Source organism: Rhodococcus sp. IEGM 1305, from assembly GCF_030058635.1.
Lineage (GTDB): Bacteria > Actinomycetota > Actinomycetes > Mycobacteriales > Mycobacteriaceae > Rhodococcus_F > Rhodococcus_F opacus_D.
On record NZ_JASHKX010000001.1, the window covers coordinates 1 to 24720 of the forward strand.

20 protein-coding genes and 1 pseudogene are annotated in these 24720 nt (G+C 67.7%); 14 read left to right on the forward strand and 7 right to left on the reverse strand.

What is annotated here, in order from left to right:
- The first annotated feature begins 248 nt into the window (after window positions 1-248).
- From QM693_RS00005 to QM693_RS00030, 6 genes are all read left to right on the forward strand, one after another.
- Window positions 249-1148 carry a MurR/RpiR family transcriptional regulator gene (locus tag QM693_RS00005; RefSeq protein WP_283350952.1) on the forward strand — a complete coding sequence of 300 codons (900 nt, stop codon included), beginning with the start codon at window positions 249-251 and terminating at the stop codon, window positions 1146-1148.
- Window positions 1149-1276: 128 nt separating this feature from the next.
- Window positions 1277-2740: a tyrosine-protein phosphatase gene (locus tag QM693_RS00010; protein ID WP_283351453.1), complete on the forward strand. Its 1464-nt coding sequence runs from the start codon at window positions 1277-1279 to the stop codon at window positions 2738-2740.
- Window positions 2741-2791: 51 nt separating this feature from the next.
- Entirely contained in the window at window positions 2792-3826 is a 1035-nt protein-coding gene (locus QM693_RS00015; protein ID WP_283350953.1) for an ABC transporter substrate-binding protein, read from the forward strand.
- Window positions 3810-5480 carry an ABC transporter permease gene (locus tag QM693_RS00020; protein ID WP_283350954.1) on the forward strand — a complete coding sequence of 557 codons (1671 nt, stop codon included), beginning with the start codon at window positions 3810-3812 and terminating at the stop codon, window positions 5478-5480. Before QM693_RS00015 ends, QM693_RS00020 begins: the two co-directional genes overlap by 17 nt.
- 28 nt (window positions 5481-5508) lie before the next feature.
- Window positions 5509-6612 carry an ABC transporter ATP-binding protein gene (locus tag QM693_RS00025; RefSeq protein ID WP_283350955.1) on the forward strand — a complete coding sequence of 368 codons (1104 nt, stop codon included), beginning with the start codon at window positions 5509-5511 and terminating at the stop codon, window positions 6610-6612.
- Complete coding sequence (locus tag QM693_RS00030) at window positions 6609-7187, forward strand: histidine phosphatase family protein (RefSeq protein WP_283350956.1); 579 nt, start codon at window positions 6609-6611, stop codon at window positions 7185-7187. The genes QM693_RS00025 and QM693_RS00030 overlap by 4 nt, the downstream gene beginning before the upstream one ends.
- Before the next feature lie 63 nt (window positions 7188-7250).
- Here QM693_RS00030 and QM693_RS00035 read toward each other — a convergent pair whose 3' ends face one another.
- The 3 genes from QM693_RS00035 to QM693_RS00045 are packed head-to-tail and all read right to left on the reverse strand — an operon-like array spanning window position 7251 to window position 10417.
- On the reverse strand, window positions 7251-8012 hold the full coding sequence (locus QM693_RS00035) for an SDR family NAD(P)-dependent oxidoreductase (protein ID WP_005257808.1): 762 nt from the start codon (window positions 8010-8012) through the stop codon (window positions 7251-7253).
- Window positions 8013-8060: 48 nt separating this feature from the next.
- Entirely contained in the window at window positions 8061-9242 is a 1182-nt protein-coding gene (locus tag QM693_RS00040; protein ID WP_280779395.1) for an acetyl-CoA C-acetyltransferase, read from the reverse strand.
- Window positions 9243-9274: 32 nt separating this feature from the next.
- A complete protein-coding gene (locus tag QM693_RS00045) occupies window positions 9275-10417 on the reverse strand; it encodes an acyl-CoA dehydrogenase family protein (protein ID WP_016881871.1) in 1143 nt (380 codons plus the stop codon).
- A 101-nt stretch (window positions 10418-10518) separates the two neighbouring features.
- Between QM693_RS00045 and QM693_RS00050 the strand changes: the two genes are divergently transcribed.
- Window positions 10519-11103, forward strand: coding sequence for a TetR/AcrR family transcriptional regulator (locus tag QM693_RS00050; RefSeq protein ID WP_009476362.1), 585 nt, complete (start codon window positions 10519-10521; stop codon window positions 11101-11103).
- A gap of 6 nt (window positions 11104-11109) precedes the next feature.
- On the opposite strand, the pseudogene QM693_RS00055 reads toward QM693_RS00050, so the two are convergent.
- Window positions 11110-12978: pseudogene (locus QM693_RS00055) on the reverse strand (helix-turn-helix domain-containing protein).
- Window positions 12979-13083: 105 nt separating this feature from the next.
- On the opposite strand from QM693_RS00055, the gene QM693_RS00060 reads away from it, so the two are divergent.
- Together QM693_RS00060 and QM693_RS00065 are read left to right on the forward strand one after the other, a co-directional pair.
- Entirely contained in the window at window positions 13084-14451 is a 1368-nt protein-coding gene (locus QM693_RS00060; RefSeq protein ID WP_283350957.1) for an FAD-binding oxidoreductase, read from the forward strand.
- Between the two features lie 96 nt (window positions 14452-14547).
- Window positions 14548-15897 carry an MFS transporter gene (locus tag QM693_RS00065; protein WP_283350958.1) on the forward strand — a complete coding sequence of 450 codons (1350 nt, stop codon included), beginning with the start codon at window positions 14548-14550 and terminating at the stop codon, window positions 15895-15897.
- 43 nt (window positions 15898-15940) lie between these two features.
- Here QM693_RS00065 and QM693_RS00070 read toward each other — a convergent pair whose 3' ends face one another.
- Window positions 15941-16414, reverse strand: a complete 474-nt coding sequence (locus tag QM693_RS00070) for an Lrp/AsnC family transcriptional regulator (RefSeq protein ID WP_016881876.1) — start codon at window positions 16412-16414, stop codon at window positions 15941-15943.
- 169 nt (window positions 16415-16583) lie between these two features.
- Between QM693_RS00070 and pdhA the strand changes: the two genes are divergently transcribed.
- The 4 genes from pdhA to lpdA all read left to right on the forward strand — a co-directional run bounded on the left by pdhA (window position 16584) and on the right by lpdA (window position 21398).
- Window positions 16584-17669, forward strand: coding sequence for a pyruvate dehydrogenase (acetyl-transferring) E1 component subunit alpha (gene pdhA / locus QM693_RS00075; RefSeq protein WP_283350959.1), 1086 nt, complete (start codon window positions 16584-16586; stop codon window positions 17667-17669).
- Window positions 17666-18667 carry an alpha-ketoacid dehydrogenase subunit beta gene (locus QM693_RS00080; RefSeq protein WP_283350960.1) on the forward strand — a complete coding sequence of 334 codons (1002 nt, stop codon included), beginning with the start codon at window positions 17666-17668 and terminating at the stop codon, window positions 18665-18667. Before pdhA ends, QM693_RS00080 begins: the two co-directional genes overlap by 4 nt.
- A gap of 16 nt (window positions 18668-18683) precedes the next feature.
- Window positions 18684-19958, forward strand: a complete 1275-nt coding sequence (locus QM693_RS00085; protein WP_283350961.1) for a dihydrolipoamide acetyltransferase family protein — start codon at window positions 18684-18686, stop codon at window positions 19956-19958.
- 63 nt (window positions 19959-20021) lie between these two features.
- Window positions 20022-21398 carry a dihydrolipoyl dehydrogenase gene (gene lpdA / locus QM693_RS00090; RefSeq protein ID WP_283350962.1) on the forward strand — a complete coding sequence of 459 codons (1377 nt, stop codon included), beginning with the start codon at window positions 20022-20024 and terminating at the stop codon, window positions 21396-21398.
- A gap of 46 nt (window positions 21399-21444) precedes the next feature.
- Here lpdA and QM693_RS00095 read toward each other — a convergent pair whose 3' ends face one another.
- Window positions 21445-22074 carry a cysteine hydrolase family protein gene (locus tag QM693_RS00095; protein ID WP_283350963.1) on the reverse strand — a complete coding sequence of 210 codons (630 nt, stop codon included), beginning with the start codon at window positions 22072-22074 and terminating at the stop codon, window positions 21445-21447.
- Window positions 22075-22131: 57 nt separating this feature from the next.
- The gene (locus tag QM693_RS00100; RefSeq protein WP_283350964.1) at window positions 22132-23658 is read right to left on the reverse strand and encodes a permease; all 1527 of its coding nucleotides are present in this window, start codon (window positions 23656-23658) and stop codon (window positions 22132-22134) included.
- A 780-nt stretch (window positions 23659-24438) separates the two neighbouring features.
- On the opposite strand from QM693_RS00100, the gene QM693_RS00105 reads away from it, so the two are divergent.
- A complete protein-coding gene (locus tag QM693_RS00105; RefSeq protein WP_280779410.1) occupies window positions 24439-24588 on the forward strand; it encodes a hypothetical protein in 150 nt (49 codons plus the stop codon).
- Window positions 24589-24720: the final 132 nt, after the last annotated feature.

Below are 24720 nucleotides of genomic sequence, written 5' to 3' on the forward strand. Positions count from 1 at the left end.
ATTCCTGCTCGCCGGCATCGTCGAGTGGCTCAAACTATTAGGAGACATGTCCTAGCGCACCCTCACCCACCCGGACTGTGAAATCCGATCGTCACCGGTGGCGAGCCGATGGACGGTGTGCAACCGTTCGATGACGCCGTGGTGAACCGGCGCCGCCCCTCGTCGACAGCCGTGCAATGGTGGCTACCCTGACGATCCTGACACCGCCGGAGTCCACCGGCGTGGGGACGAACAGGACAGCAGCCGACATGTCGCATTCCTTCGCCGACCCGTGGCGTTCGAGCGCCACTCTCGCACGGTTGCGTGCCGGTCTGGCCACACTCGGCCCCGGTGAACAGCGAGTCGCGCGGGCTGTACTCGCTGAGCCGGCGGCGGTGGTCGAGCTGTCGACGGCGGAACTCGCGGCGGCATCGGGCACGTCCCCGGCTACTGTGGTGCGCGCATGTCAGAGACTGGGATTTCGTGGATTTCAGCATCTCCGGCTCGAACTGGCCCGCGTCACAACGGACCCCGAGCATCAGGCGGCTACCCCGGTGGACGCGGCGTTCGGGGCTGCCACCGAGGCGCTCACCGCGACCCACGCGACGATTGATGCCGCCGGATTCGCGGTCGTCGTGGACCTGATCGTCCGGGCCCGACGGATCCTGATGGTGGGTAACGGCTTCTCGTCCCCACCGATCCAGGACGCGGCGTTACGTTTCACCACCGCAGGTCGCAGTGTGGAGGCGCCGCTCGACATCCTCGGGCAGCAGTTCTCGGCGCGGTTGCTGAACGCCGAGGATGTGTGTCTCGCGGTCAGCTACTCCGGCGCGAACACCCACACGTTGAGGGCGTGCGCGGCGGCGCGTGAACGGAACGCGTCGGTAATAGCGATCACGAGTTACTCCAATACCCCGCTGACCCGTATCTCCGAGCACGTCTTGTGGGCAGGAGCAGGTCTGCACGAGAACGAGGCGGATTCGTTCTCGGCGAGGATCAGCCAGTTCACGATCCTGTATGCCCTGCAACGTGCGGTGCTGGGCCATCCCGAGCGGGGTGCGGTGGACACCGGGGCGCGCGACGTCGTCGCTGACGCGCTCAGCGATTCACTTCCCGATGAACCGCATCGTACGAGCGGTTGCGACACTCGGAACCCCTCTGACTGTTAGCGTTCCCGCCACCGATTGTTGGGCGACGCGGTCCCACCCGTTCAATCCCGCCCCACACGATGTCACCGACGGAACGCCGTTCCGGAACGAATGGAACGTTGAGTGGTGAAAGGTGGATCGTGGAGGCGATGGAGGTTGCCGGCACATTCAATGTGCGGGCGGTCGCGGGGCCCGGCCTCTCACCGGGCGTACTGTTCCGCTCCGCAGCGCTCGATCACCTTCGCGACGAAGGTCGGAACAGTTTGCGCGCGTGTGGTATCCGCACGGTGATAGACCTGCGCGACGTCACCGAACGTGCCACCGCGGATACGACGGGCGACTGGTCAGTGGCGCACCATCCGCTGTACGACCCGCGCACGGGTCCGCCGCAGATCGGGGACGTCGCCGTCGTCTACCGGACACTGCTCGACGAACGTGGCGGCGCCCTCACGGAGGCGCTACGCGCCCTCGCCTACGCCCCCGCCCCGGTCTTGGTGCACTGCACCGCGGGTAAGGACCGCACGGGACTGGTCGTCGCCCTGGCTCTCGCGGCAGTGGGCGTTCCGGACGCGGTGATCCTCGACGACTACGCCCGGTCGGGAACGCAGGTGCGACCCCACCGTGAGGAACCGGTGCGGCGACTGTTGGCGGGGCTTTCACTCGACCCCGCCGACTACACCCGGGCACTCGAACTCCACCTGGATTCGCCACCGCCGGCGATGGCCTCCGCCCTCGCTCACGTCCGCGGCCGGTACGAAACAGTCACGAACTATCTTCGTGCCCACGGGTTCACGGAGACCGACTTCGAGGCGCTGCGCGTGCGATTGCTCGACACCACCGAACTCACGGTGCTGCACCTGAGCGACGTGCACGCCACCGCCGCCGCACCGCTCTACACACAGGTCGACGGCACCGCCCGGGTGCGGCAGGTCGCCGAGCGCGTGGAATCGTCGATGCTGCGTCCGGACGTCGTCGTGGTCACCGGAGACCTGTCGCACCACGGTGAATCCTCGACCTACCCGGCCCTCGCCGCGGCGTTCGCCGAGTTGCGCGCCCGGCTCGGATGCCCGGTGGTCGTCGTCCCCGGAAACCACGACGAACCATCGAGCTTCACAACGGTGTTCGGGCGAAACCCGATAGAACACGTGCACGGATTCCGGGTGATCGGGCTCGACACCGCGGCCGGATCGGTGTCGCGGGAGGACCTGGACCGGCTGCGCGCCGAGCTTGGCTCGCCCGCACCGAACGGCACGATCCTGGCCCTGCACCACCCGCCGGTACCGTCACCGGCGGCCACACTCGCCGGACGTGAACTGGCGGCCCCGGATGAACTGGCCGCGGCGCTCGACGGCTCCGACGTCATGGCGATCCTCGCAGGCCATTTCCACCACCCGATGAGTGGGATGTTCGCCGGGATCCCGTTGTGGGTGGGTGGTTCGCTCGCCTACCTGCAGGACATCGGGACGTCCGCCGACACCGTCGTCGGGTTCGATGCCCCGACGTATTCGATAGTCCGCTGCTCACGGCACGGGGTGAGCGCGCTGCCTATTCCCCTGCACACCCCCGACGTGCTGTTCAGGTCGAGCCCCACCCTCACCGCCGCCGCGCCCTGACCCGAACTCCTCATCCCATCGATACCCACCCCTTTCGACCAGGAGAAACTTGTGAAATCCCTGTCCCGCCGCATATCGGTCGCCGCGCTCGGCACCGTCGCCGTGCTCACCCTCGCCGCGTGCTCCGAGCCCGCCGCATCCGACGCCGAACAGACCGGCACCGCCGCGAGCGGCGACGCCCAGACTCTGACGGTGTACACCTCCGAACCGCAGGCCAAGATCGATGCGCTCGTCGCCGCGTTCACCGAGGAGACGGGCATCGACGTCGAGGTGTTCCGCGCGGGCACCGGCGACCTCACCGCCCGCATCGAGGCCGAGCGCACAACCGGCACGATCGGCGCCGACGTGCTGCTCGCCGCCGACGCCCCGACCTTCGAGGGCTACAAGGCCGAAGGGCTCCTGCAGCAGTACACCCCCGCCGACGTGGACGCACTGAACCCGGACGTCGTCGACCCCGACGGCTTCTACGTGGGCACCCGCATCATCCCGACGGTGATCGCGTACAACACCGCGGCGGTCGACGCGCCTCCCACCTCGTGGAAGGACTTGGCCGACCCGAAGTACCTCGGCAGGATCACGCTGCCGAACCCCGATGTGTCCGGTGCCGCCGCCTTCAACACCGCGGTGTGGCTCAGCACCCCCGAACTCGGCGAGAGCTGGCTCGAGGCACTGGCCGCGAACGAACCGGTGGTCGCCGAAAGTAATGGACCGGTCGGGCAGGCCGTCGCGGCCGGAACGCAGCCGGTGGGCATCGTCGTCGACTACCTGGTGCGGGAACTGGCGGCGAAGGGATCTCCGATCGGGCTGGCCTATCCCACGGACGGCATTCCCTACATCTCGCAGCCGGCAGGCATCTTCACCGACTCGGACGCCGCCGAGGCGGCACGTAAGTTCGTCGACTTCCTCGTGAGCAAGCAGGGTCAGGAACTGGCCGTCGAGCAGCAGTATTTGCCGGTGCGCGGCGACGTCGGCACCCCCGACGGAGCACCGGCACTGTCCGAACTCGCGCTGCTCACCCCGGATCTGCAGAAGATCACGCAGATCCAGGACGAGGCAGTCCGGAAGTTCAATGGCCTCGTGGGTTAGCACCGAATCTTCTCCCGCCGCCCGAGCCCTGCCCGGGCGGCGGTTCGAGCCCGTCGGCGCCGTGCGGGTGGCGGTGTGGTTGTTCGTCGCGGCGGTGATCGTCGCGCCGCTCGCCACTGTCGTGTCACTCGGCTTCGGCGGCAACCACATCGGACAGCTGATCGACGACGATATCGTCGGCGCCGCGACCCACAGCGTGGTGTCGGCCGGTCTGTCGGCGGTGTTCGCGGTGGTTCTCGCGACCGTGATGGCGTTGCTGCTCGACCGCACCGATCTGCCCGGGCGCGGTATTCTGCGCCTGATTCTGTTGTCGCCGCTGCTGATCCCGCCCTTCGTCGGGGCGATTGCGTGGACCGGCCTTCTCGGCCCGAGCGGAATGGTGAACCGGGTCTGGTCCGAACGGTTCGGTGGTCCGCTGTGGAACATCTACGGCGGCGACGGCGTCGTGTTCCTGCTGACGGTGCACTCGTACCCGATGGCGTACCTGATCGTCGCGGCGGCGTTGCGGAGGGTGCCCGGCGACCTCGAACAGATCGCCCGCATCGGCGGTGCCTCACCTGTGCACGCGATGCGCACCGTGACGCTGCCGCTGCTGCGGCCCGCCCTTCTCGCCGCGTTCACCCTCACGGCGGTGTCGAACCTGGCCGACTTCGGGATTCCCGCCCTGATCGGTCTGCCGGACCGGTACGTGACGTTGTCGACGATGGTGTACCGCTACATCCAGTCCGGCACGGTGGACCGGCCGCTCGAGGTGGTCTCCACCATCGGGATCGTGCTGCTGCTGCTCGCCGTACTCGCGGTGGTCGTCGATCGGCGACTGTCTCGGCGCAGCCGGCAACTCGACGGCCCGGTCACCGCCCCGCAACTGCTGCCGCTCGGCGGTGTCCGGATCCTGTCCGGTGCACTGGCCTGGACCGTGGGTCTCGCGCTGACGGGACTCCCGATCCTCGCGCTGGCGTCCCAGGCGCTCCTCCCCGCGCCCGGCGTGCCGTTGACCTTGGACAATCTGACACTCGACAGCATCGTGGCAGCGGTGACCGCGCCGGGAACCCTGGTCGGCGTACAGAACTCCCTCTTCCTCGCCGTCGGTGCGGGAATCGTGTGCGCGGTCGCCGGGCTGGTCGTCGGAGTGCTCACCACCCGCACCCGTGCGCGGGACAACACGAGCCTGGATCTGCTCACGATGCTGCCGCAGGCCGTGCCCGGGCTGGTCATCGCTGTGGGCTGGCTGATCGTCGGCCGCTACACGAGCTTGTTCGACACACGTTGGGTGATCCTGTGCGCGTACGTCACCGCATTCCTGGCGATCGTCGTGCAAGCGGTGCGTGCGCCGTTGTCCACCACCCCCACCTCGCTGGAAGAGGCTGCGCGCGCGTCCGGTGCGTCCCGCCTGCGGTCGTTACGGGACGTGCCGTGGGCGATGACGGTGCCGGCCGCGACGACAGGCGGCATGCTGGTGGCGTTGACCGCGGTGCGCGAGCTGACCATGTCGGTGCTGCTTGTGGCACCGGGCACCCAGACCCTGGGGGTGTCCATCTTCAACCTGCAGCAGGCCGGCGACTACAACGCCGCGTCCGCGCTGTCCCTGCTCGTCGCGCTCGTCGGCATCGCGGGTATCGGCCTGCTCGCGGGCAGCCGCGCCGGGCGCTTTTGACCCATTTCACAGATCGGAAGTCATCGTCATGTCCGCGATCACCCTCACCGGTGTCGACCTTCACTACCCCGACGGCACCGTGGGACTGTCCGGTATCGACCTGGACGTGCGTGATGGCGAGTTCGTCGCGCTCGTCGGACCGTCAGGTTCGGGTAAGACCACCCTGCTGCGGACCGTCGCCGGTTTTCTCGCCCCCACCGCCGGCCTCGTGCGCCTGGGCGACGAGGTCGTCGCCGACGGCGCACACACCGTGCCCCCGGAAAAGCGCAAACTGGGAATGGTCTTCCAGCAGCATGCGATCTGGCCGCACCGCAGCGTCGGGCGCAACGTTGCGTACCCGCTCGAGGTCGGGAAGGTGCCGCGCGCCCGGCGGGCCGAGCGGGTCGCCGAAGTGCTCGAGCTGGTGGGGCTGCCCGGGTTGGCGAAGCGCGATCCGGCGACCCTGTCCGGTGGTCAGCGCCAGCGCGTCGCGCTCGCCAGGGCACTGGTGGCACAGCCGCGCGCGTTGCTGCTCGACGAGGCGCTGTCTGCGTTGGACGAACCGCTGCGCGATCGGTTACGTCTGGAACTGCGCACCCTCACCCGCACGCAGAACCTGACAGTCGTGCACGTCACGCACGACCGCGCCGAGGCCCTCGCCCTGGCCGATCGGGTCGTCGTGCTCGACAGCGGGCAGATTCAGCAGGTCGGCACACCGGAGGAACTGGTGCAGCGACCGCGCTCGGCATTCGTCGCGAAATTCCTCTCGGACGCGAACCTATTGCACGGCACCGTGTCCGACAACGGGTTCTCGAGCGCCGACGGCACCGTTCACGTGGGGCGGGATCGGCTGGCCGACACGTCGTCCGGCGTGGGCACGCTCGCCGTGCTGCCCACCGACATCGCGGTGACGACGGTGGAGAACGTCGGTACCACGCAGGGGATCGTCATGTCGTCTCTGTTCGGGCGTGACGCGAGCGACGTCGTCGTATCCTGCGACGGTGCGCAATTCCGTTGTGCGGTACGCGGCACCCGGCCGGTGGTCGGCGACCGCGTCGGTCTGACAATCCGCCGCGCTCTGTTCTACGCGGACCCGACGCAGGTCGCCGCACCCACTCTCGGTGCGGCAGCGCTGGCAAGTACGTCGCGATGAGCCAGACGACCCGATTGGCGCTGGTGCGCCACGGCCGCACCGACTGGAACCGGCGGGGGCTGCTGCAAGGCCACACCGACACACCGCTCGACGACGTCGGCCGCGCGCAGGCCCGCGATGCCGCGCGGATGCTCGGAGCCGATGCGTGGGATACGGTGGTCACCTCCCCGCTCTCGCGCGCGATCGACACCGGCAGGATCATCGCCGCGCATCTCGGAAACAGCATTGCGGGAACATATTCCGACCTCATCGAACGAAGCTACGGTGCCGCCGAAGGGCTGACCCGGGCGGACGCCGAGCAGCGATGGCCTGACTGCGACTTCCCCGACCTCGAGCCCCTCGAGGCGGTTTCTGCACGTGGACGCCGCGCCCTCGATGCGATCGTCGAGATGCATCCCGGATGCCGGATCGTGGTCATTACGCACGGGGCGCTCATCCGCGCGGTGCTCGGCGATCTCTGTGGCATTGCGGTGCCGCGCATCGTCAACGGCGCGGTCAGCGAGATCGAATGGGCAGGAGTGTGGCGGATACGGTCGGTCAACCGCACGACCACAACACGGTCCCCGAGCCGTTGACCGTCACGGCGTTCATCGGCGGCACCCGCTGACTGGGTGCCGCCTGCAGCGACCGTCGGTCGCCTACCTGGGACCCATCCGGATGGCTCCGTCGAGGCGGATGGTTTCGCCGTTGAGCATGGCGTTGTCGATGATGTGCGCGGCGAGGGCGGCGTATTCGGTGGCCTTGCCGAGCCGGGAGGGGTGCGGCACCTGTTGTCCGAGGGACTTCTGGGCCTCCTCGGGAAGCCCGGCCATCATGGGCGTTTCGAAGATTCCGGGCGCGATGGTGACGACGCGGATGAGGTGGCGGGCCAGTTCGCGGGCGATCGGCAGTGTCATCGCGGCGACGCCGCCCTTGGATGCGGCGTAGGCGGGCTGACCGATCTGGCCGTCGAATGCGGCGACGGAGGCGGTGTCGATGATGACGCCGCGTTCCCCGTCGACGGGTTCGGTCTGGGCGATCTTCTCGGCGGCGAGGCGCAGGACGTTGAACGTGCCGACGAGGTTGATGCGGACGACGCGTTCGAAGTCCGCGAGGGGAAGGGCGCCGGCCTTGCCGAGAACCTTGCCGGGCGTGGCGATTCCGGCGCAGTTGACCACCACGCGAAGGTCGCCGAGCGACGCGGCGAAGTCGATCGCGGAGGTGACGTCACCGGCGGAGGTGACGTCGGCGGCCGTGAAGTAGGCGCCCTTCCCGATTTCCTTGGCGGCCACTTCCCCGTCGGACGACGGGAGGTCGAGCAGCACGACCTGGGCGCCGCGCTCGTGCAGGGCCCGGGCGGTGGCGTTGCCGAGTCCGGATGCTCCGCCGGTGACGACAGCGACGGCTCCATCGATCTTCACAAAGTTCTCCTCGAATAGGTTTGCGGCAGTAGTGGGTAAGCGGGGTTGTCAGGGGACGCGCAGGATCAGGGCGTCGCCCTGTCCGCCGCCGCCGCACAGGGCGACGGCGCCGGTGCCGCCGCCGCGGCGCTGCAACTCGAGCGCGAGGTGCAGCGTGATCCGGGCGCCGGACATGCCGATCGGATGACCGAGGGCGATCGCACCGCCGTTGACGTTGACCCGGTCGGGGTCGACGCCGAGTTCCCGGGTCGAGGCGATCCCGACCGCCGCGAACGCCTCGTTGATCTCGATCAGATCCAGCTCGGCAGGCGCGATACCTGCCGCATCACAGGCTTTCGCGATGGCACCCGACGGCTGGAACTGCAGACCCGAATCCGGTCCGGCGACCATGCCGTGCTCGCCGATCTCGGCCAGCCAGGTCAGCCCCTCCGCTTCGGCGCGTTCCTTGCTCATCACCACCACCGCGGCGGCACCGTCGTTGATCGTCGACGCGTTCCCCGCGGTGACGGTGCCACCGTCCCGGAACGCGCCACGCAACCGCGCCAGGGTTTCGGGCGTGGTGTCGGGGCGGATGCCCTCGTCGCGGCGCAGCCAGGTGCTCTCACCGCGGCGGGCGGGGATCTCGACCGGGACGACCTCGTCGTCGAAGATCCCGTTGTCCCAGGCCTTGGCGGCCAGTTGGTGGGAGCGGGCCGCGAACGCGTCCTGGTCCTCGCGGGCGATGACGTCCCTGTCGTTGCCGGCCTCGGTGAGCAGCCCCATCGGCTGATCGGTGAACGCGTCGTGCAACCCGTCGAGGGCCATGTGGTCGACGAGGGTGACGTCGCCGTACTTGAAACCGCCGCGTGAACCGGGCAGCAGGTGCGGTGCCTGGCTCATCGACTCCATGCCGCCGGCGACGATCACGTCGAATGCGCCGGACCGGATGAACTGGTCGGCGAGGATGATCGACTCGACCCCCGACAGGCAGACCTTGTTGATGTTCAGCGACGGGGTGCTCATCGGGATGCCGGCCTTCGCGGCGGCCTGACGGGCGGGCATCTGCCCGGCGCCGGCGGTGAGGACCTGACCCATGATGACGTACTGCACCTGGTCCGGGGCCACACCGGCCTTGCCGAGCGCCGCGTCGATGGCGATTCCGCCGAGGTCGGCGCCGGAGAACCCGGCGAGCGAACCCTGCAGCCGGCCGATCGGGGTGCGGGCGCCTGCGACGATCACAGAGGTGGGCATATCAGGAGGAGCCTTTCTCGGGGGTGGGTGCGTCAGTTCGCGGCGAGGGTGCGACTGATGACCAGGCGCTGAATCTGGTTGGTGCCCTCGAAGATCTGCGTGATCTTCGCTTCCCGCATGTACCGCTCGACGCGGAAGTCGCGGGTGTAGCCGTAGCCGCCGAGCACCTGGACGGCGTCGGTGGTGACCTTCATGGCGGCATCGGTGGCGACGAGCTTGGCGACGGACGCGTTGCGGGAGTACGGCAGGCCGGCGTCGCGGCGGCGGGCCGCGTCGATGTAGGTGGCGCGCGCGGAGTCGACGGCCGCCGCCATGTCGGCGAGCAGGAAGCCGAGCCCCTGGTGGTCGATGATCTTCTTGCCGAACGCAGTCCGTTCCTGGGCGTAGGCGACGGCCTCGTCGAGGGCGGCCTGCGCGAGACCGACAGCGACGGCGGCGATGCCCAGGCGGCCGGAATCGAGTGCGCTGAACGCGATCTGCAGACCCTGGCCTTCCGCGCCGATACGTCGTTCCGCGGGCACGAAGGCGTCGTCGTAGTGTGCGGACGTCGTCGGCACGGCGTGCAGGCCCATCTTCTCCTCGGGCTTGCCGAACGTCAGACCTTCGGTGTCCTTGGGGACCAGGAAGCAGGAGATCCCCTTCGATCCCTCACCGGTGCGGGCGAAGAGGTTGTAGAAATCGGCGATGCCGCCGTGGGTGATCCACGCCTTCGCGCCGTTGACGACGTACCCGCCGTCGGTTGCGGAGGCCTTGCAGGTCAGTGCGGCGGCGTCGGATCCGGCCTGCGGCTCGGACAGGCTGTAGGCGCCGATGGTGTTGCCGCCGAGCATCTCCGGGAGCCACTGCTGCTTCTGCTCGTCCGTGCCGAACGCCATCAACGGGTGGCAGGCGAGGCTGTGGACGCTGACCGCGACCGCGACCGATGCCCAGCGGGCGGCGATCTCCTCGAGCACCTGCAGGTACACCTCGTACGGCTGCGCGCCGCCGCCCCACTCCTCCGGGTACGGCAGGCTCAGCAGTCCGGCCTCGCCGAGGGTGGCGAACACACCTTCGGGGTAGGTCTCCGCCTTCTCGTGCTCGTCGACGATCGGCGTCAGGACCTTGTCGGCGACGTCACGCGTGAGCTGGATCAGGTCACGGGCTTCGTCAGTAGGCAGCAAGCGATCGACGGCCACGGTTTCTCCTCGAGAAGGCTACGGAAAACAGTACTGGATTACGCCCCAGGGTACTGATTGCGAAATAGTACTGCAAGGCATCGCCCAGTACTATTTCTGTCATGGAGCAGCCCACCCGAACCGGTTTCGCCACCCGACGGCGCACCCAGCTCTTCGACGCCCTCGTCGACCTGATCCTGGTCGAGGGGTTCGCCCACTTGACGCTCGACGAGATCGCGAACCGGCTGCGCTGTTCGAAGTCGACGCTGTACACCCTCGCCGGCAGCAAGGAACAGCTGGTCCGGGCCGCCACCGTGCACTTCTTCCGCCGCGCGACCGACGATGTCGAGTCGCACATCGAGCCGATCACCGGGGCCCGCGAGCGGATCACCGCCTACCTGTCGGCCGTGGGCACCGCCCTGTCGGCCGCTTCCGACCAGTTCATGACCGACCTCGACGCCTTCCCGCCGGCACGGGAGGTATACGAACGGAACACGCAGTTCGCGGCCGGCCGGGTCCAGGAGTTGATCACCGAAGGCGTCGCCGGCGGGGACTTCCGCGACGTGCACGCCGCCTTCGCCGCCGACCTCGCCGCCACCATGATGGTCCGCATCCAGCAGCGCGGGGTCCGCGACAGCACCGGACTCGACGACGCGCACGCCTACGCCGAACTCGCCGCCATCCTCACGGGCGGCATCAGCGCCTGAACCGTGTCACCGCGTTCGCGCGCCGAGTAGTTCTGCGGTTCTGCGCAACCGCATCAACACCTGCAGATCGAGAGCCTTGTCGGGGTCGCGCCAGTCCGGGCCGAGGAGGCGGTCGATCGCGTCGAGACGCTGGTAGAGGGTGTTGACGTGCACGCCGAGACTCGACGCGGTCGCCGAATGGTGACGGCCGTGAGCCAGATACTCGGACAGTGTTTCCAGCAGTGGCACTCCGCGTTTGGCCTGCTCCGCCATCAGCGGGCCCAGTTGTGCCTCGGTGAGTTCGTCGAGGTGCTCGCGCGCCATGTGGCTCAGCAGGATCCGGTAGATGCCCAGACCGCGCGCGGACGAGACCTCATCTGCGCGTCCCAATGTGTCGAGCACATCGACGGTCTGCTGGGCTTCGATGTAGGCGCGCGCGAGCGCCTTCGCGCCACGCGCGGGCTCCGCGATGCCGATCGTCGCGCCGAGCCGTCCGGCGGTGAACACCGCCTGGACGGAGGCGGAATCTTTGGCGGGCACGACCGCCAGCGCGCGGGAGCCATGCTCCGCTGCAACGGTTCCCGAGGGGAAGGGCAATGTCCCGAGAGCGGTACGGACCGTGTCCTGGCCCGCGGCGATCGCCACGGCGACGCAGTACGTCGTGTCGGGGTTGAGTCCGGCCAACCGCAGTTGGCGGCGCTCGTCCTGTGCGGTGGCGGCGGGATGGGTCAGGAGGTCGACGAGAAAAGCATCCCGTGCGCGACGCGTCGCCTCCCCCGCCGCACGTTCCTCGGCGAGCGACAGTGCGATCGCGGGTGCCGCGCGTTCGAGCAGGAGGCGAGTGGTCGGCTGCCCGGCTCCCACGGACAGGAGCGCGCCGAGCATCTCGCCGGCAGCCGCGACACGCTGCGCGATCACCTCGCCGCGTTCGGCGTGGTCGTTGCCGCCGGCGCGCAGCTCACGGACCGCCGCCGACACCTCGTCGGCGTGCGGCATCAGGTCCACGGGCAACTCGGATTCGTCCTGCACGAAATAGGCCGGTTGCCGGGAGAGCTGAGCGACCTCCTGCACCAGACGCTGCACCCCGGCGCCGAGCAGCACCACCTGAGTCAGCGTCCGATCCCATTGCAGTATCTGTTCGAGCTCGGTTGTGCGCTGAGACAATTCGGCGTTCACCGATTCGAGCCGTGCGACGGTGTCTCGTTCGCGTTCCAACGAGCGAACGTTCTCGATCGCGATCGCCGCATGGGCTGCCAGCGCCGACAACAGCGCGATCTCGGATTCGGTGAACGCCCGCTCCTGACGCTTGCACGCGAACAGGGCACCGATGACGCGGTCGGCGACGCGCAGGGGCACCCCGAGCAGGCCGCGCATGTTCTCCGACCGCGCTGCGCTGTCGGCTCCGGTGATGTGCCGGAACGCCGGTTCGCTCTGGTAGTCGGGCGTCCATTCCGGCGCGGACCTGCGGACGATCAGGCCCACGAGTCCTTCGTCCAGGGACAACCGGATTCCGACGAGGTTCGGGGTCAGGGCCCCGCTGGTGACCTCGATGACGAATTCCTCGTCGTAGACCGACCCCATGTAGGCGAGATCCACACCGAGCAGTTACCGCGCCTGATCGACCACTTCCTGCAGCAACACCCGGTCGTAGCGGACGGTCGTCAATCGGGCGGCGATGTCGTTGAGCGCCGCCAACTCCCTACTGCGCTGTTGGCGCTGGTCGAGCTGCGCCCGGAGCCGGAGTGCGGCGTTGGCTTCGCGTTCGACCGCGGCTCTGTCGGACGCGTCGGATTCCTCGATCAACGTGCGCCGGAGGGCATCGAGTTCGTCGATGGGTGCGTCGTCGAGCAGCAGTTCCATCCAGCCGCGATCGGCAGTACTCACTGGTGTCTCCATCCATGGATTCCTGGATTTGATAGATGAAACCTACATTGGCCGAGATGCAGATCACAGCTAGATTCGAGGCATCACCTTCTCGCCCGCAAAGGACCGGTTTTCGCCATGTTGATCGATGCACTGTTGGCATCCCTCCCCGCGGATCGCGTCGTGCGCGACCCCGACGTCGTCGCGAAGTACCAGCACGACGAAGCCGAGTGGGCGCCGTACGCCGCTCCGCTCGCGGTCGTCAGGCCCCGAACGGCCCTCGAAGTCCAGGCTGTCGTGCGCGCCTGCCTCGACCACGACACCCCCGTCGTCACCCGGGGTACCGGGACCGGTCTGTCCGGCGGAGCGAACGCCACCGACGGGTGCGTCGTCCTCGCACTCGAGGGCATGAACGCGATCAAGGAAATCGATCCGCTCGAGCGGTATGCCGTCGTCGAGCCCGGCGTGGTGAACGACCATCTCCGCGCCGCGTGCGCCGAACACGGACTCTGGTATCCGCCGGATCCGGCCAGTTCACCGTGGTCGACGATCGGAGGGAACGTCGCCACCAACGCGGGCGGACTGTGCTGCGTCAAGTACGGCGTCACCCGTGACTACGTGCTCGGCATGCAGATCGTCACCGGCACCGGTGACCTCGTGCGCCTCGGCCGCAAGACCGCCAAGGGTGTGGCCGGTTACGATCTGGCGGGTCTCATGGTCGGGTCCGAGGGAACGCTCGGCGTCATCACCGAAATCACCGTCAAGTTGCGTCCACTCCAGGACCCGCAGCGCACGGTGGCCGGCTACTTCGATTCCATCGTCGACGCGGGCCGGGCCGTCAGCGCGGTGGCCGCGGCGGGGCTCACCCCGTCGGCGCTCGAACTGGTGGACAAGCAGTGCCTCATCGCCGTCGACGCGTGGAAGAAAATGGGACTGTCGGTGGAGGCGAACGTCGTTCTGCTCGGCCGAATCGACACCGCGGGAGTCGTCGGCGACCAGGAAGCGGAGAAGATGCTGTCGTGCTTCGACGAAGCCGGAGCCACGTGGTCTGCCGTCTCCACCGACCAGGAGGAAGCCGACGCATTGTTCGCTGCGCGTCGTCTGGCCTACCCCGCGATGGAGCGGCTCGGACCGGTCCTCACCGAAGACGTGTGCGTGCCGAAACGTGCTGTCCCCGAAATGCTTGCGCGCATCGAACAGATCGGTATCGACCACGAGACCACCATCGCCAACATCGCACACGCCGGCGACGGAAACCTGCACCCACTCCTCATCACGCCGCGCGACGACGAGGCCGCCCGCGCCCGCGCGCAGGCCGCGTTCGCGGACATCATCGACGCGGCACTGGAACTCGGCGGCACGGTCACCGGCGAGCACGGTGTCGGTCTACTGAAGATGGACGGCCTCGCCCAGGAACTCGATCCGGTCGTCCTGGGCATGCATCGATCGGTGAAGAACGCCCTCGACCCACACGGAATCATGAACCCCGGGAAGATCTTCTCGTAAACCACCCCGAGCACCAACGCCTGTCACGCAAGCTTTTCGGCCGAGCGGGACACGGCGGTCCGACCCATGCCCACTCCTCAGAAAGTCGAGTCACACATGTCCTCTGTACTGCAGAAACCCGAGATCGAGGCGAGGGTGGTCCGGAAGGTCGCCCGGCGGCTCATTCCGTTCCTCGGCCTGGCCTACTTCGTCAACTATCTCGATCGGACCAATATCGGGCTGGCGAAGCTGACGATGAGCGAGGAACTCGGACTCACCGAGACCATGTTCGGTCTGGCCTCCGGGCTCTTCTTCATCGGATATCTCCTGTTCGAGGTGCCGAGCAATCTCGCGTTGCACAGGTTCGGGGCACGCCGGTGGATCGCCCGGATCATGCTCACGTGGGGAATCATCGCGGCGGCCATGGCCTTCGTGCCCAATGCCGGCTCGCTGTACACGCTGCGCATGCTGCTGGGTATCGCCGAGGCGGGTTTCTTCCCGGGTGTGCTGCTCTACCTGACCCTGTGGTTTCCCCGCGCCTATCGGGTCCGGCTGATGGGCCTGTTCCTTCTCGCGCTCCCGGTGTCGTCGGCGCTCGGCGCCCCGCTGTCGAGCGCCATCATTCAATACTGGGACGGGCTGTTCGGACTGTCCGGGTGGCGGGTCATGTTCCTGCTCGAGGGGATCCCCGCCGTCGTGCTCGCGGTGGTCACCTGGTTCTACCTGACGGACCGGCCCTCGCAGGCCAAGTGGCTGGACGAGGACGAAAAGGTCTGGCTCACTCGTGAACTCGAATCCGAGGCGGCCGAATCCGGTTCCCACATGTCGGTGGGCCGGGCGCTGACCGACTCCCGCGTGTGGATGCTGGGTCTTGTCTACTTCGGAATCACCTACGGCCTGTACTCGCTCAGCTTCTTCCTGCCCAGCATCGTCGCCGGTTTCAAGAAGACGTTCGACACCGACTTCTCACTGGTCACCACCGGGTTGATCGTCGCGGTCCCGTTCGCGGTCGGTGCTGTCGCAATGGTGTTGTGGAGCAGGCACTCCGACCGAACCGGTGAAAGGATCTGGCACGTCGCCATCCCCACCCTGATCGGAGCCGTCTCCATTCCGATCGCCCTGTACATGCAGTCTCCGCTCACGACGATGATCGCGGTGACCGTCAACGCGGTCGGTGTGTTCTGTGCCCTGCCGGTGTTCTGGTACCTGCCCAGCACGTTCCTCACCGGCGCGGGCGCCGCGGCAGGCATCGCCGTCGTCAACTCGGTGGGCAACACGAGCGGTTTCGGGGCCCCGTACGTCACGGGATGGCTGTTCGACGCCACCGGGAACTCACGCGCAGGCCTGTGGGTCGTCGGGGCGGTCATGCTCGTCGCCGTGGTGCTGGTTCTCGTACTCAGATCGCGGGTAACTCCCACTCGCAGCGTCGAAGACATCGGCGGGGAGGTCGTCGCCGTACATCGCTGATCGGAGAACAGGCGCTGCCGGGCGGTCGACGGCAGCGCCTTCGTCATTGCTCCTCGGCGATCCGCTCGAGCAGCGGCCGGGTTCGGTAGGGGATGGCGTCGCGCATCGCCACGGACACCGTGGTGCGCTCGATCCCGGGCACGGCGAGGATGAGGCCGGCGACCCGATACAGATCGTCGGCATCGACGGCGACCACGCCGATGTGCAGGTCCGCCGCCCCGGAGATGCCGACGACCTCCACGACCTCGGCGATGTCCCGCAGGTGTTCGATGACGTCCTCGAGGCGATGCTGGTCGACCACCGCGGTGACGAACGCCTGCAGGGGGTATCCCAGATCGCGGGGTGACACGCAGCGGTCGACCGGTGCGAGCACTCGTTGCTCCTCCCAGCGAGACATCCGTGCTTGCACGGTATTCCGTGCCATCCCCAGCAGCGAGGCCAGCTGCACCCCGGTGGCGCGAGGGGCGTCGCACAGGGCGAGCAGCAGCCGGGCGTCGGTCCGATCGAGTTTCGTCATGTAGCGCAGTATGCCAGAGTTTGCCGCTCGCGATTTGAGCATTCTGCTTATTTTGAATGACAACACTTGCGCATGATGAATCCTGATGATTGTGTGAATGCAACATTCTGACCGACACGGTCACTCGCGGGTGGCGAGCTCTCCCGGTACATCACTTTCGGAGGTTTTCGTGTTCGACAATGACGACGTGGTGCAGCTGGTCACCGAAATCGGTGCGCGAGTAGAGCATCCGGACTACTCCCGGTACGTCGACGATGTCGACATCACCGCGGTGCGTGCGCTGTACGAAGACCTGGTCGTGGTGCGGCGCATCGACGCGGAGGCGACCGCGCTGCAGCGTCAGGGCGAACTGGGGCTGTGGGCTCCGCTGCTGGGGCAGGAAGCCGCGCAGGTCGGGTCGGCGCGCGCCCTCCGTCCGGACGACTTCGTCTTCGCCAGCTACCGCGAACACGGTGTCGCGTACTGCCGCGACGTCGACCCCACCCACATGCTCAGGTTCTGGCGGGGATCGACGCACTCGGGCTGGAACCCGTTCGAATACAACATGACGACCCCCGCGATCATCGTCGGCGCGCAGGCGTTGCACGCCACCGGGTATGCGATGGGCATGCAGTTCGACGGCTCCGACGGCGCCGCGATCACCTACTTCGGCGACGGCGCCACCAGTCAGGGCGATATCTCCGAGGCCTTCGGGTTCGCCGCGAGCTTCAACGCGCCCGTGGTGTTCTTCTGCCAGAACAATCAGTGGGCGATCTCCGAGCCGGTCAGCCTGCAATCGCGGGTGAGTATCGCCGCGCGGGGCCGGGGCTTCGGGGTTCCCAGTGTGCGCGTCGACGGCAACGATGTCCTCGCCGTGATCGCCGTGACCCGGGCCGCGCTCGAACGGGCGCGGGAAGGCAGCGGACCCACCCTGATCGAGGCGGTCACCTACCGGATGGGTCCGCACACCACGTCCGACGACCCGTCCCGGTACCGGCCGGCCGCGCTCGACGAGGAATGGAAACGCAAGGACCCCCTCGACCGTATCCGCGCCCTCCTCGAGTCGGCGGGCGCGATCGACGACGGCTACCTCGCCGCCGTGCAGCAGCGCGCCGACGACACTGCAGCGGCGTTGCGCCGTGGATGCCTCGAGACCGTCGAACCCGAGCCGATGTCCCTGTTCGACAACGTGTACGCCGAACCTCATCCCCTCGTCGACGAAGAGCGGCGCCAGTTCGCCGCCTACCTCGACAGTTTCGAAGGAACCGACGCATGAGCACAGCCATCTCCGCGGCCGCCCCGACCACGCTTCCGCTCGGCAAGGCCCTCAACGCCGGCCTGCGCCGCGCCCTCGAGAACGACCCGAAGGTCGTGCTCATGGGAGAGGATATCGGCAAACTCGGCGGTGTCTTCCGCATCACGGACGGACTGCAGAAGGACTTCGGTCCCAACCGTGTCATCGACACCCCGCTCGCCGAATCCGGGATCATCGGCACCGCAGTCGGTCTCGCGATGCGCGGATACCGCCCGGTGTGCGAGATCCAGTTCGACGGGTTCATCTACCCCGGCTTCGACCAGATCGTCTCGCAGGTCGCTAAACTGCACTACCGCACGAGCGGAAACGTGAAGATGCCGATCACCATCCGCGTCCCGTACGGCGGCGGCATCGGTGCGATCGAGCATCACTCCGAGTCGCCGGAGGGGTATTTCGCCGCGACCGCCGGTCTTCGCGTCGTCACCTGCAGCACCGCCGCCGATGCGCACACGATGATTCAGCAGGCCATCGCGTCGGACGATCCGGTGCTGTTCTTCGAACCCAAGCGCCGGTACTGGGAGAAGGGGCAGATAGACCCGGCGGCCGAGACGAGTCCCCTGCACAAGGCCCGGGTGGTCGCACCGGGCACCGACGCCACCGTCGTCGCCTACGGGCCGCTCGTGACAACTGCACTGCAGGCCGCGAAAGTCGCTGCGGGCGAGGGTAGGTCGATCGAGGTGATCGATCTGCGGTCCATCTCCCCGCTCGACGTCGACACCGTCGCCGCGTCCGTGCAGCGCACCGGACGCCTGGTGATCACCCACGAGGCGCCCCTGTTCCTCGGGATCGGTGCCGAAATCGCTGCCCGCATCAGCGAGCGCTGCTTCTATCACCTCGAAGCGCCGGTGGCCCGCGTCGGCGGCTTCACCGTCCCGTATCCGCCGGCGAAACTCGAGGAGCACTTCCTGCCAGACGTCGACCGCATCCTCGACGCCGTCGACCGCACCTTCACCGCGTAGGAACCAGGAGTTCGCCATGCCCACTGTCCAGACATTTCTGCTGCCCGACCTCGGCGAGGGCCTCACCGACGCCGAACTGCTGACCTGGCTGGTGAAGGTCGGCGACACCGTGACGCTCAACCAGATCATCGCCGAGGTCGAGACGGCGAAGGCGTCGGTGGAGTTGCCCTCGCCCTACGCCGGAACGGTGGTCGCGTTGCACGCCGAGGAGGGGACAACTATCGACGTCGGCAGCCCGTTCATCGACGTCGCGGTCGCCGGCGAGGGCCAGGCGGACGCGCCCGAGCCGACCGCTCCCGCGGGCCCGGCCGAGCGGACCCCGGTCCTGGTCGGCTACGGCGTGGCCGAGGACTCGTCCAGCCGGCGCCGGCAGCGGCGCCCGGCGGGAACCCGGGTCGACGTGACCCCGGCGCCGCGCACGTCGCGTCCGCTGGCCTCTCCCCCGGTGCGGTTCGCCGCGAAGCAACACGGCGTCGACCTCACCGAGGTGAACGCAACCGGGGTGCACGGTGAAGTCACCAGGGACGACCTCGAGCGCCACCGCACCGCCACCCCGGTCACGACGTCGGCGGCGACGGTCCCGGCGGACGCCGACGAGGAACGCATCCCGATCAAGGGTGTCCGCAAGCACACCGCCGCAGCGATGGTCCGCAGCGCATTCACCGCCCCGCACGTCACCGAGTTCGTCACGGTGGACGTCACCCCGACGATCGACCTCCTGGCTGAGCTGCGCGACACGAAGCACTTCACCGACGTGCGCCTGACACCACTGACGTTGGTGGCCAAGGCATTGCTCGTGGCGCTGCGCACCAACCCGACCCTGAATTCGTCCTGGGACGAGGACGCCCAGGAGATCGTCGTCAAACGCTGCGTGAATCTCGGCATCGCGGCCGCCACCCCGCGCGGGCTGATGGTGCCGAACATCAAGAACGCCCACACCCTCGGTCTGCGAGACCTCGCGATCGCCCTGTCGGATCTGACGACCACGGCGAAGGAGGGCAAGACCGGGCCCGCCGATCTGGCCGACGGCACGATCACGATCACCAATGTCGGCGTCTTCGGAATCGACGCGGGCACGCCCATCCTCAACCCCGGCGAGGCGGCGATCCTGTGCTTCGGGGCGATCCGCAGGCAGCCGTGGGAACACCAGGGAGAGATCGCGTTGCGGTCGGTCACCACACTGAGCCTGTCGTTCGACCATCGACTGGTCGACGGCGAGCAGGGATCGAGATTCCTCGCGGCCATCGGTCAGATCCTGTCGGATCCGTTGACGTTGATCGCACTGAGCTGAAACCCAGTCCACTTCGACCTTTGCTGCACGTCCCATGGCGTGCCCGACCGAGGGAGTTTTCCCATGTCCGACCAACCGGAGTTCTTGATTCTCGGCGGTGGATCCGGCGGGTACGCATGTGCCTTCCGCGCCGCGCAACTGGGTAAGACCGTCACCCTGATCGAAGAGGACAAGGTCGGCGGCACCTGCCTGCACCGAGGGTGCATCCCCACCAAGGCGCTCGTGCACGCCGCCGAGGTCGCCGACACCGTCACGCACGCGTCGGCCCTCGGTATCGGGGCGACGCTCGACGGGATCGACCTCGGCGGTGTCCACGCCTACAAGAACGCGACGGTCGAACGCCTGTACAAGGGCCTGCAGGGGCTGGTTCGCAGCCACAAGATCGAGGTGGTGCACGGAACCGGCCGCTACGGCGGAGGGCGCACCGTGCACGTCGGCGATCGCACGATCACCGGCACGTCGCTGGTGCTCGCGACCGGCTCGCAGGTCCGGAGCCTGCCCGGACTCGAGATCGGTGGCCGCATCCTCACGAGCGACGAGGCACTGACGTTTCCCGAACTTCCGAAGCGCGTCGTCGTACTCGGCGGCGGTGTCATCGGGGTCGAATTCGCCAGCATCTGGGCATCGTTGGGCGCGGACGTCACGATCGTCGAAGCGCTGCCCCGGCTCGTCGCCGCCGAGGACGAGTGGTCGTCGAAGCAACTCACCCGGGCCCTCCGCAAACGCGGCATCACCATCATGACCGGCACCCGATTCGCGAAAGCGGTCCAGGACGAGAGCACGGTCAGCGTCACCGTGGAGTCGGGCGACACGATCGAGGCGGACCTGCTGCTCGTCGCGGTCGGCCGCGGCCCCCGGACCGCCGACGTCGGGCTCACCGAGCACGGCGTCGTACTCGACTCCCGCGGTTTCGTCACGGTCGACGACTCCCTGCGGACCTCGCAGCCGGACGTGTACGCGGTCGGTGACATCGTCGCCGGACCGCAACTCGCGCATCGCGGATTCCAACAGGGAATCTTCGTCGCGGAAACGATCGCCGGCCTGAGCCCGGCACCGATCGAGGACAGCGGCATCCCCCGGGTGACGTACTCCAACCCCGAGGTCGCGTCGGTCGGGCTCACCGAAGACCAGGCCCGCGAGCGGCACGGAGACGTCGCCACCGTCGTCTACGACCTCGCCGGCAACGGCAAGAGCCAGATCCTCGGAACCAGCGGCGGCGTCAAACTGGTGCGAGCCGGAGCCACCGAGGGATCGGTCGTCGGGATCCACATGGTCGGCGAACGCGTGGGCGAACTGATCGGCGAGGCCCAACTGATCGTCAACTGGGGCGCCTACCCCGACGAAGTCGCCACCCTCGTTCACGCGCACCCCACCCAGACCGAAGCGCTCGGCGAGGCACACCTCGCTCTCGCGGGAACACCACTGCACAGTCACAGCTGATCGCTGGCCGACCTCGCGGGTCGCGCCCGTCGCCAGCGGAAGCCGTTCACAATTCTGCAGTCCAGAACGTCTCGAGCTTCTCGGCCGTGATCACGGTGCCGAAGTTCTGTGCGACGACGGACACCGAAGCGTCGTGGGCAGTTCGGCTGTAGGTGGCAGCGCAGTCTTCGACGAGCGAAACCCAGTATTCGTGAAACAGCGCGCTACGCAGACTCGACTCGACACACACCTCGGTGGCGACGCCGGTGAAGAGCAGGGAATCGATGCCGAGGGAACGCAGGGTGAGGTCGAGGTTGGTGCCGACGAATGCGCTGAACCGGTTCTTCGTGATCACCACGTCGCCGTCCCGCGGAGCGACGGCATAGTAGTCTGCTCCGGGTGTTCCTGTGCGGCAAGTAATTCCGGTGCGTGCCGCGTCCGGTCCCTCGCCCACGCGGCCGAGCCACTGGGGTGTATCAGTGGTTTCGTCGTGCAGGGTGCGTACGAAGATCACCCGGACCCCGGCCGTGCGCGCAGACGAGACGAGGTGGTCCAGGCGCGGAGCCATCGCCACCGGGGCGGTCACGTCGAAGCCCTTCTGTGCCAGCGACCCGTCGGGGGAGCAGAAATCGTTCTGCATGTCGATGACGATCAGTGCGCACCGGGCGGGGTCGTAGCGGAACGGGACCGAGCTCATTTCGTGGTGTCCTTCCATGTCAGGGGTTGTGCGGAAACCTGGTTCGGCGATGAGCCGCTACCAGATGACGACGGCGGCTCCGGTGGCCAGCAGCAGTCCGGCCATCACCGGGACGACGAGGTGGCGGACCAGTTCGGCAACCGGTATCCGGCAGAATCCGGCGACCACCACCAGCGACGACCAGATCACGAGAGTTCCCCCGCCCGTCCACGTGGCACCGTTCTGGGCGATGGCCGCCAAGGTCGCGGTGTCCATCCCGGACTGCGGCGCCAGCGCGGCAGCCAATCCACCGGTGAGGGGTAGGCCGGCCCACCCCGAACCGTCGAGACCGACCGCCATACCGATGAAGAGCATGCTGAGCGCGACGAATACGCCGTTGTCGGGGATGTACGGCTGCACGCGTTCCACGGTGTCGAAGAGGAAGGCCGGACCGGTGGTGCCGTCGTCGAGTCCGAGAATGGCGCCCGAATAATCAGGAATGCCGATGTACACGAAACCTGCGACGGGAAGGATGATGCCCATCGCCTTGAAGGCGTACGACAGACCGTCGATGAAGTGGGTGGCGCAGAATTCGAGAGCCTCGGATCGTCGTGACGTGATGGTCACGAGTGCCATCAGGATGATTGCCGTGCCTCCCACCAGGGACGCGCCGCCGCCGTCCTCCCAGGGGACGATGTCGGTGAAACGACCGATCAACATGTAAATCAGGACGGCGAGGAACGCGGCGGGCACGCCGATCGCCCACGCACGGGTCAGTGTCGGGCGATCCGTGATTCTCGTTCCGTCGTCCTCGAAGCCGGGCAGTTCCTCGTCGAGCACGTCCGTGGCGGTGGGTGAGACCGCGACGTCCTGACCCGGCGGGAAACCAGCGGACGTGCCGGCGGGCGTGCCACCGACACCGCCGGTGGGATGCACGGTTCCACCCATCGGTTCGGTGCCCGGAACTGGGTCCGTACGCATCCTGCGGCGGACGGTCAGGAAGTAGGCGAGCACCGCCGCGGTGACACCGACGATCAATGAGATCACCAGGGCACGGTCGGCGATGTCGTCGGCGGGAACGCCTGCGCCGCTCGCGGAAATCGACGGCGCAAGACCGATCACGTAGTCGGAGGCGATCGACATTCCCTGGCCGGAGATCGCGAGAACCACCGCGGCTCCGAGCGGCGGCAGACCCACCTTGATCGCGGCAGGAAGTAGGACCGCACCGATCAGGGCCAGTGCCGGGGTCGGCCAGAAGAACAACGAGAGAAGATAGGTGAAGACGAACAACACGATGTAAGCGACGCGGCCATTGACCATCCACCGGCTGATGGGGCGCACCATCACCTCATCGGAACCGATCGCCCGCATCGCTGCGAGCATCGAGGTCACCGCGGCGATGACGATGAAGATCTCGAACAGCGCGGTGCCGGAAGTGATGGTGGCCCGGAATACCGACATGATGGCATTCGGGACGCTGCCGCTGTACGCAAGTGCTGTGGCAAATGTCGCGACTACCGCGGGGATCATGACGTTCTTGCGTAGCGCCATGGCCACGATCAGAGAAGCGAGGCCGACTAAGAACACGATCTGCGCAGCGCCCACGTGCGACTCCTTGTATCGAACTACTTGCGGCGAGTACCTCGGAAGTGTGCGGGCGAGGACGGCCGAGTAGCGACCTTTGTCGGGTCACGACGCGGGGCGCCGCAGCCCGGTTGTCGCATGATCGTGGCCTACCTTTGATGTGTCGTCAACGTCAAAGTGACTATGCGAGAGACCATTCGATGTGCAAGGTGCGCAGAAAATGACAACCGCGTTTCGGCTTCGGCGGGTCGTGTGAACGATTACAGTATTCTGCGGCTTCCGTTGGCCACGTACAGGATGTCGCCGGTCGCCGGCACATCGTCGCCCGTCCTGACCGCACCACGTGCAGGCGCACGAGGAGCCGCCCGCGGCCGAGGAAGAGGGGGGCGTCCCCGGCCACGAGCGGCGGACGGCCTCCCAGCCGAGGGGGACCGGTCAGGGGGCCTGGCTGCCACTCGGGGCCGTCGAGCCCGGGGCAGCGTGGATGCCGGGTACCCGCCGACGTGCGGGGCTACTCGCTTCGGGCAGGAAAAGTTTCGCCCGAGTGACGATGCTGTCCGCGACAGTCTGACCTGCGAAGATCATCCTTCTCGCGGGCGACCCCGCCGGACGCGCTCGAGAGCGCGGGTGTTTAGTTGTGCGTAACACGATCTGTGCGGGTGGCGAGTTCCCGGCGAGACGACGTTCTCGGCGCCGTTTCGGCCGGAGCTCTGCTCGTCCAGCGCCGGCGGCGCCCTCGTCAGGGTCAGCTATCTCAACGTCTCCAGCGGTGACCGCGGGTCGGTAGTCGTGAAGCCGTGCGTGAATTTCCTGGAGCCCGCACCGGAACGCGCCACCGTGCGCACGGGTTCCGGTCCGGTTGCGTTCACAGTGTCCGTCATCGGTTCGGGGTTCTACCCGCGGGCCGGCCAGCCCTCGCTCCCCGGAGTCGGAGGCTTCGTCGCCCCCTGACCGGGAATCCTCGAGTACTCCGCCCAGGGCAGGTCGTAAGTCGGCCATCGGATGGGGGGCGTCGGCGATATCCTTGGGTATCTCCTCGAGAGGCCAGCGGTGGTGCACTTCTTCGACAGTGGCTCGGACCGG

Bases quoted from the DNA above. Each gene is read 5' to 3' on its own strand.
- QM693_RS00005 (WP_283350952.1), top strand. From the start codon at position 249: ATGTCGCATTCCTTCGCCGACCCGTGGCGTTCGAGCGCCACTCTCGCA.
- QM693_RS00010 (WP_283351453.1), top strand. From the start codon at position 1,277: ATGGAGGTTGCCGGCACATTCAATGTGCGGGCGGTCGCGGGGCCCGGC.
- QM693_RS00020 (WP_283350954.1), top strand. From the start codon at position 3,810: ATGGCCTCGTGGGTTAGCACCGAATCTTCTCCCGCCGCCCGAGCCCTG.
- QM693_RS00025 (WP_283350955.1), top strand. From the start codon at position 5,509: ATGTCCGCGATCACCCTCACCGGTGTCGACCTTCACTACCCCGACGGC.
- QM693_RS00030 (WP_283350956.1), top strand. From the start codon at position 6,609: ATGAGCCAGACGACCCGATTGGCGCTGGTGCGCCACGGCCGCACCGAC.
- QM693_RS00040 (WP_280779395.1), bottom strand. From the start codon at position 9,242: ATGCCCACCTCTGTGATCGTCGCAGGCGCCCGCACCCCGATCGGCCGG.
- QM693_RS00050 (WP_009476362.1), top strand. From the start codon at position 10,519: ATGGAGCAGCCCACCCGAACCGGTTTCGCCACCCGACGGCGCACCCAG.
- QM693_RS00060 (WP_283350957.1), top strand. From the start codon at position 13,084: ATGTTGATCGATGCACTGTTGGCATCCCTCCCCGCGGATCGCGTCGTG.
- QM693_RS00065 (WP_283350958.1), top strand. From the start codon at position 14,548: ATGTCCTCTGTACTGCAGAAACCCGAGATCGAGGCGAGGGTGGTCCGG.
- QM693_RS00070 (WP_016881876.1), bottom strand. From the start codon at position 16,414: ATGACGAAACTCGATCGGACCGACGCCCGGCTGCTGCTCGCCCTGTGC.
- QM693_RS00080 (WP_283350960.1), top strand. From the start codon at position 17,666: ATGAGCACAGCCATCTCCGCGGCCGCCCCGACCACGCTTCCGCTCGGC.
- QM693_RS00085 (WP_283350961.1), top strand. From the start codon at position 18,684: ATGCCCACTGTCCAGACATTTCTGCTGCCCGACCTCGGCGAGGGCCTC.
- lpdA (WP_283350962.1), top strand. From the start codon at position 20,022: ATGTCCGACCAACCGGAGTTCTTGATTCTCGGCGGTGGATCCGGCGGG.
- QM693_RS00095 (WP_283350963.1), bottom strand. From the start codon at position 22,074: ATGAGCTCGGTCCCGTTCCGCTACGACCCCGCCCGGTGCGCACTGATC.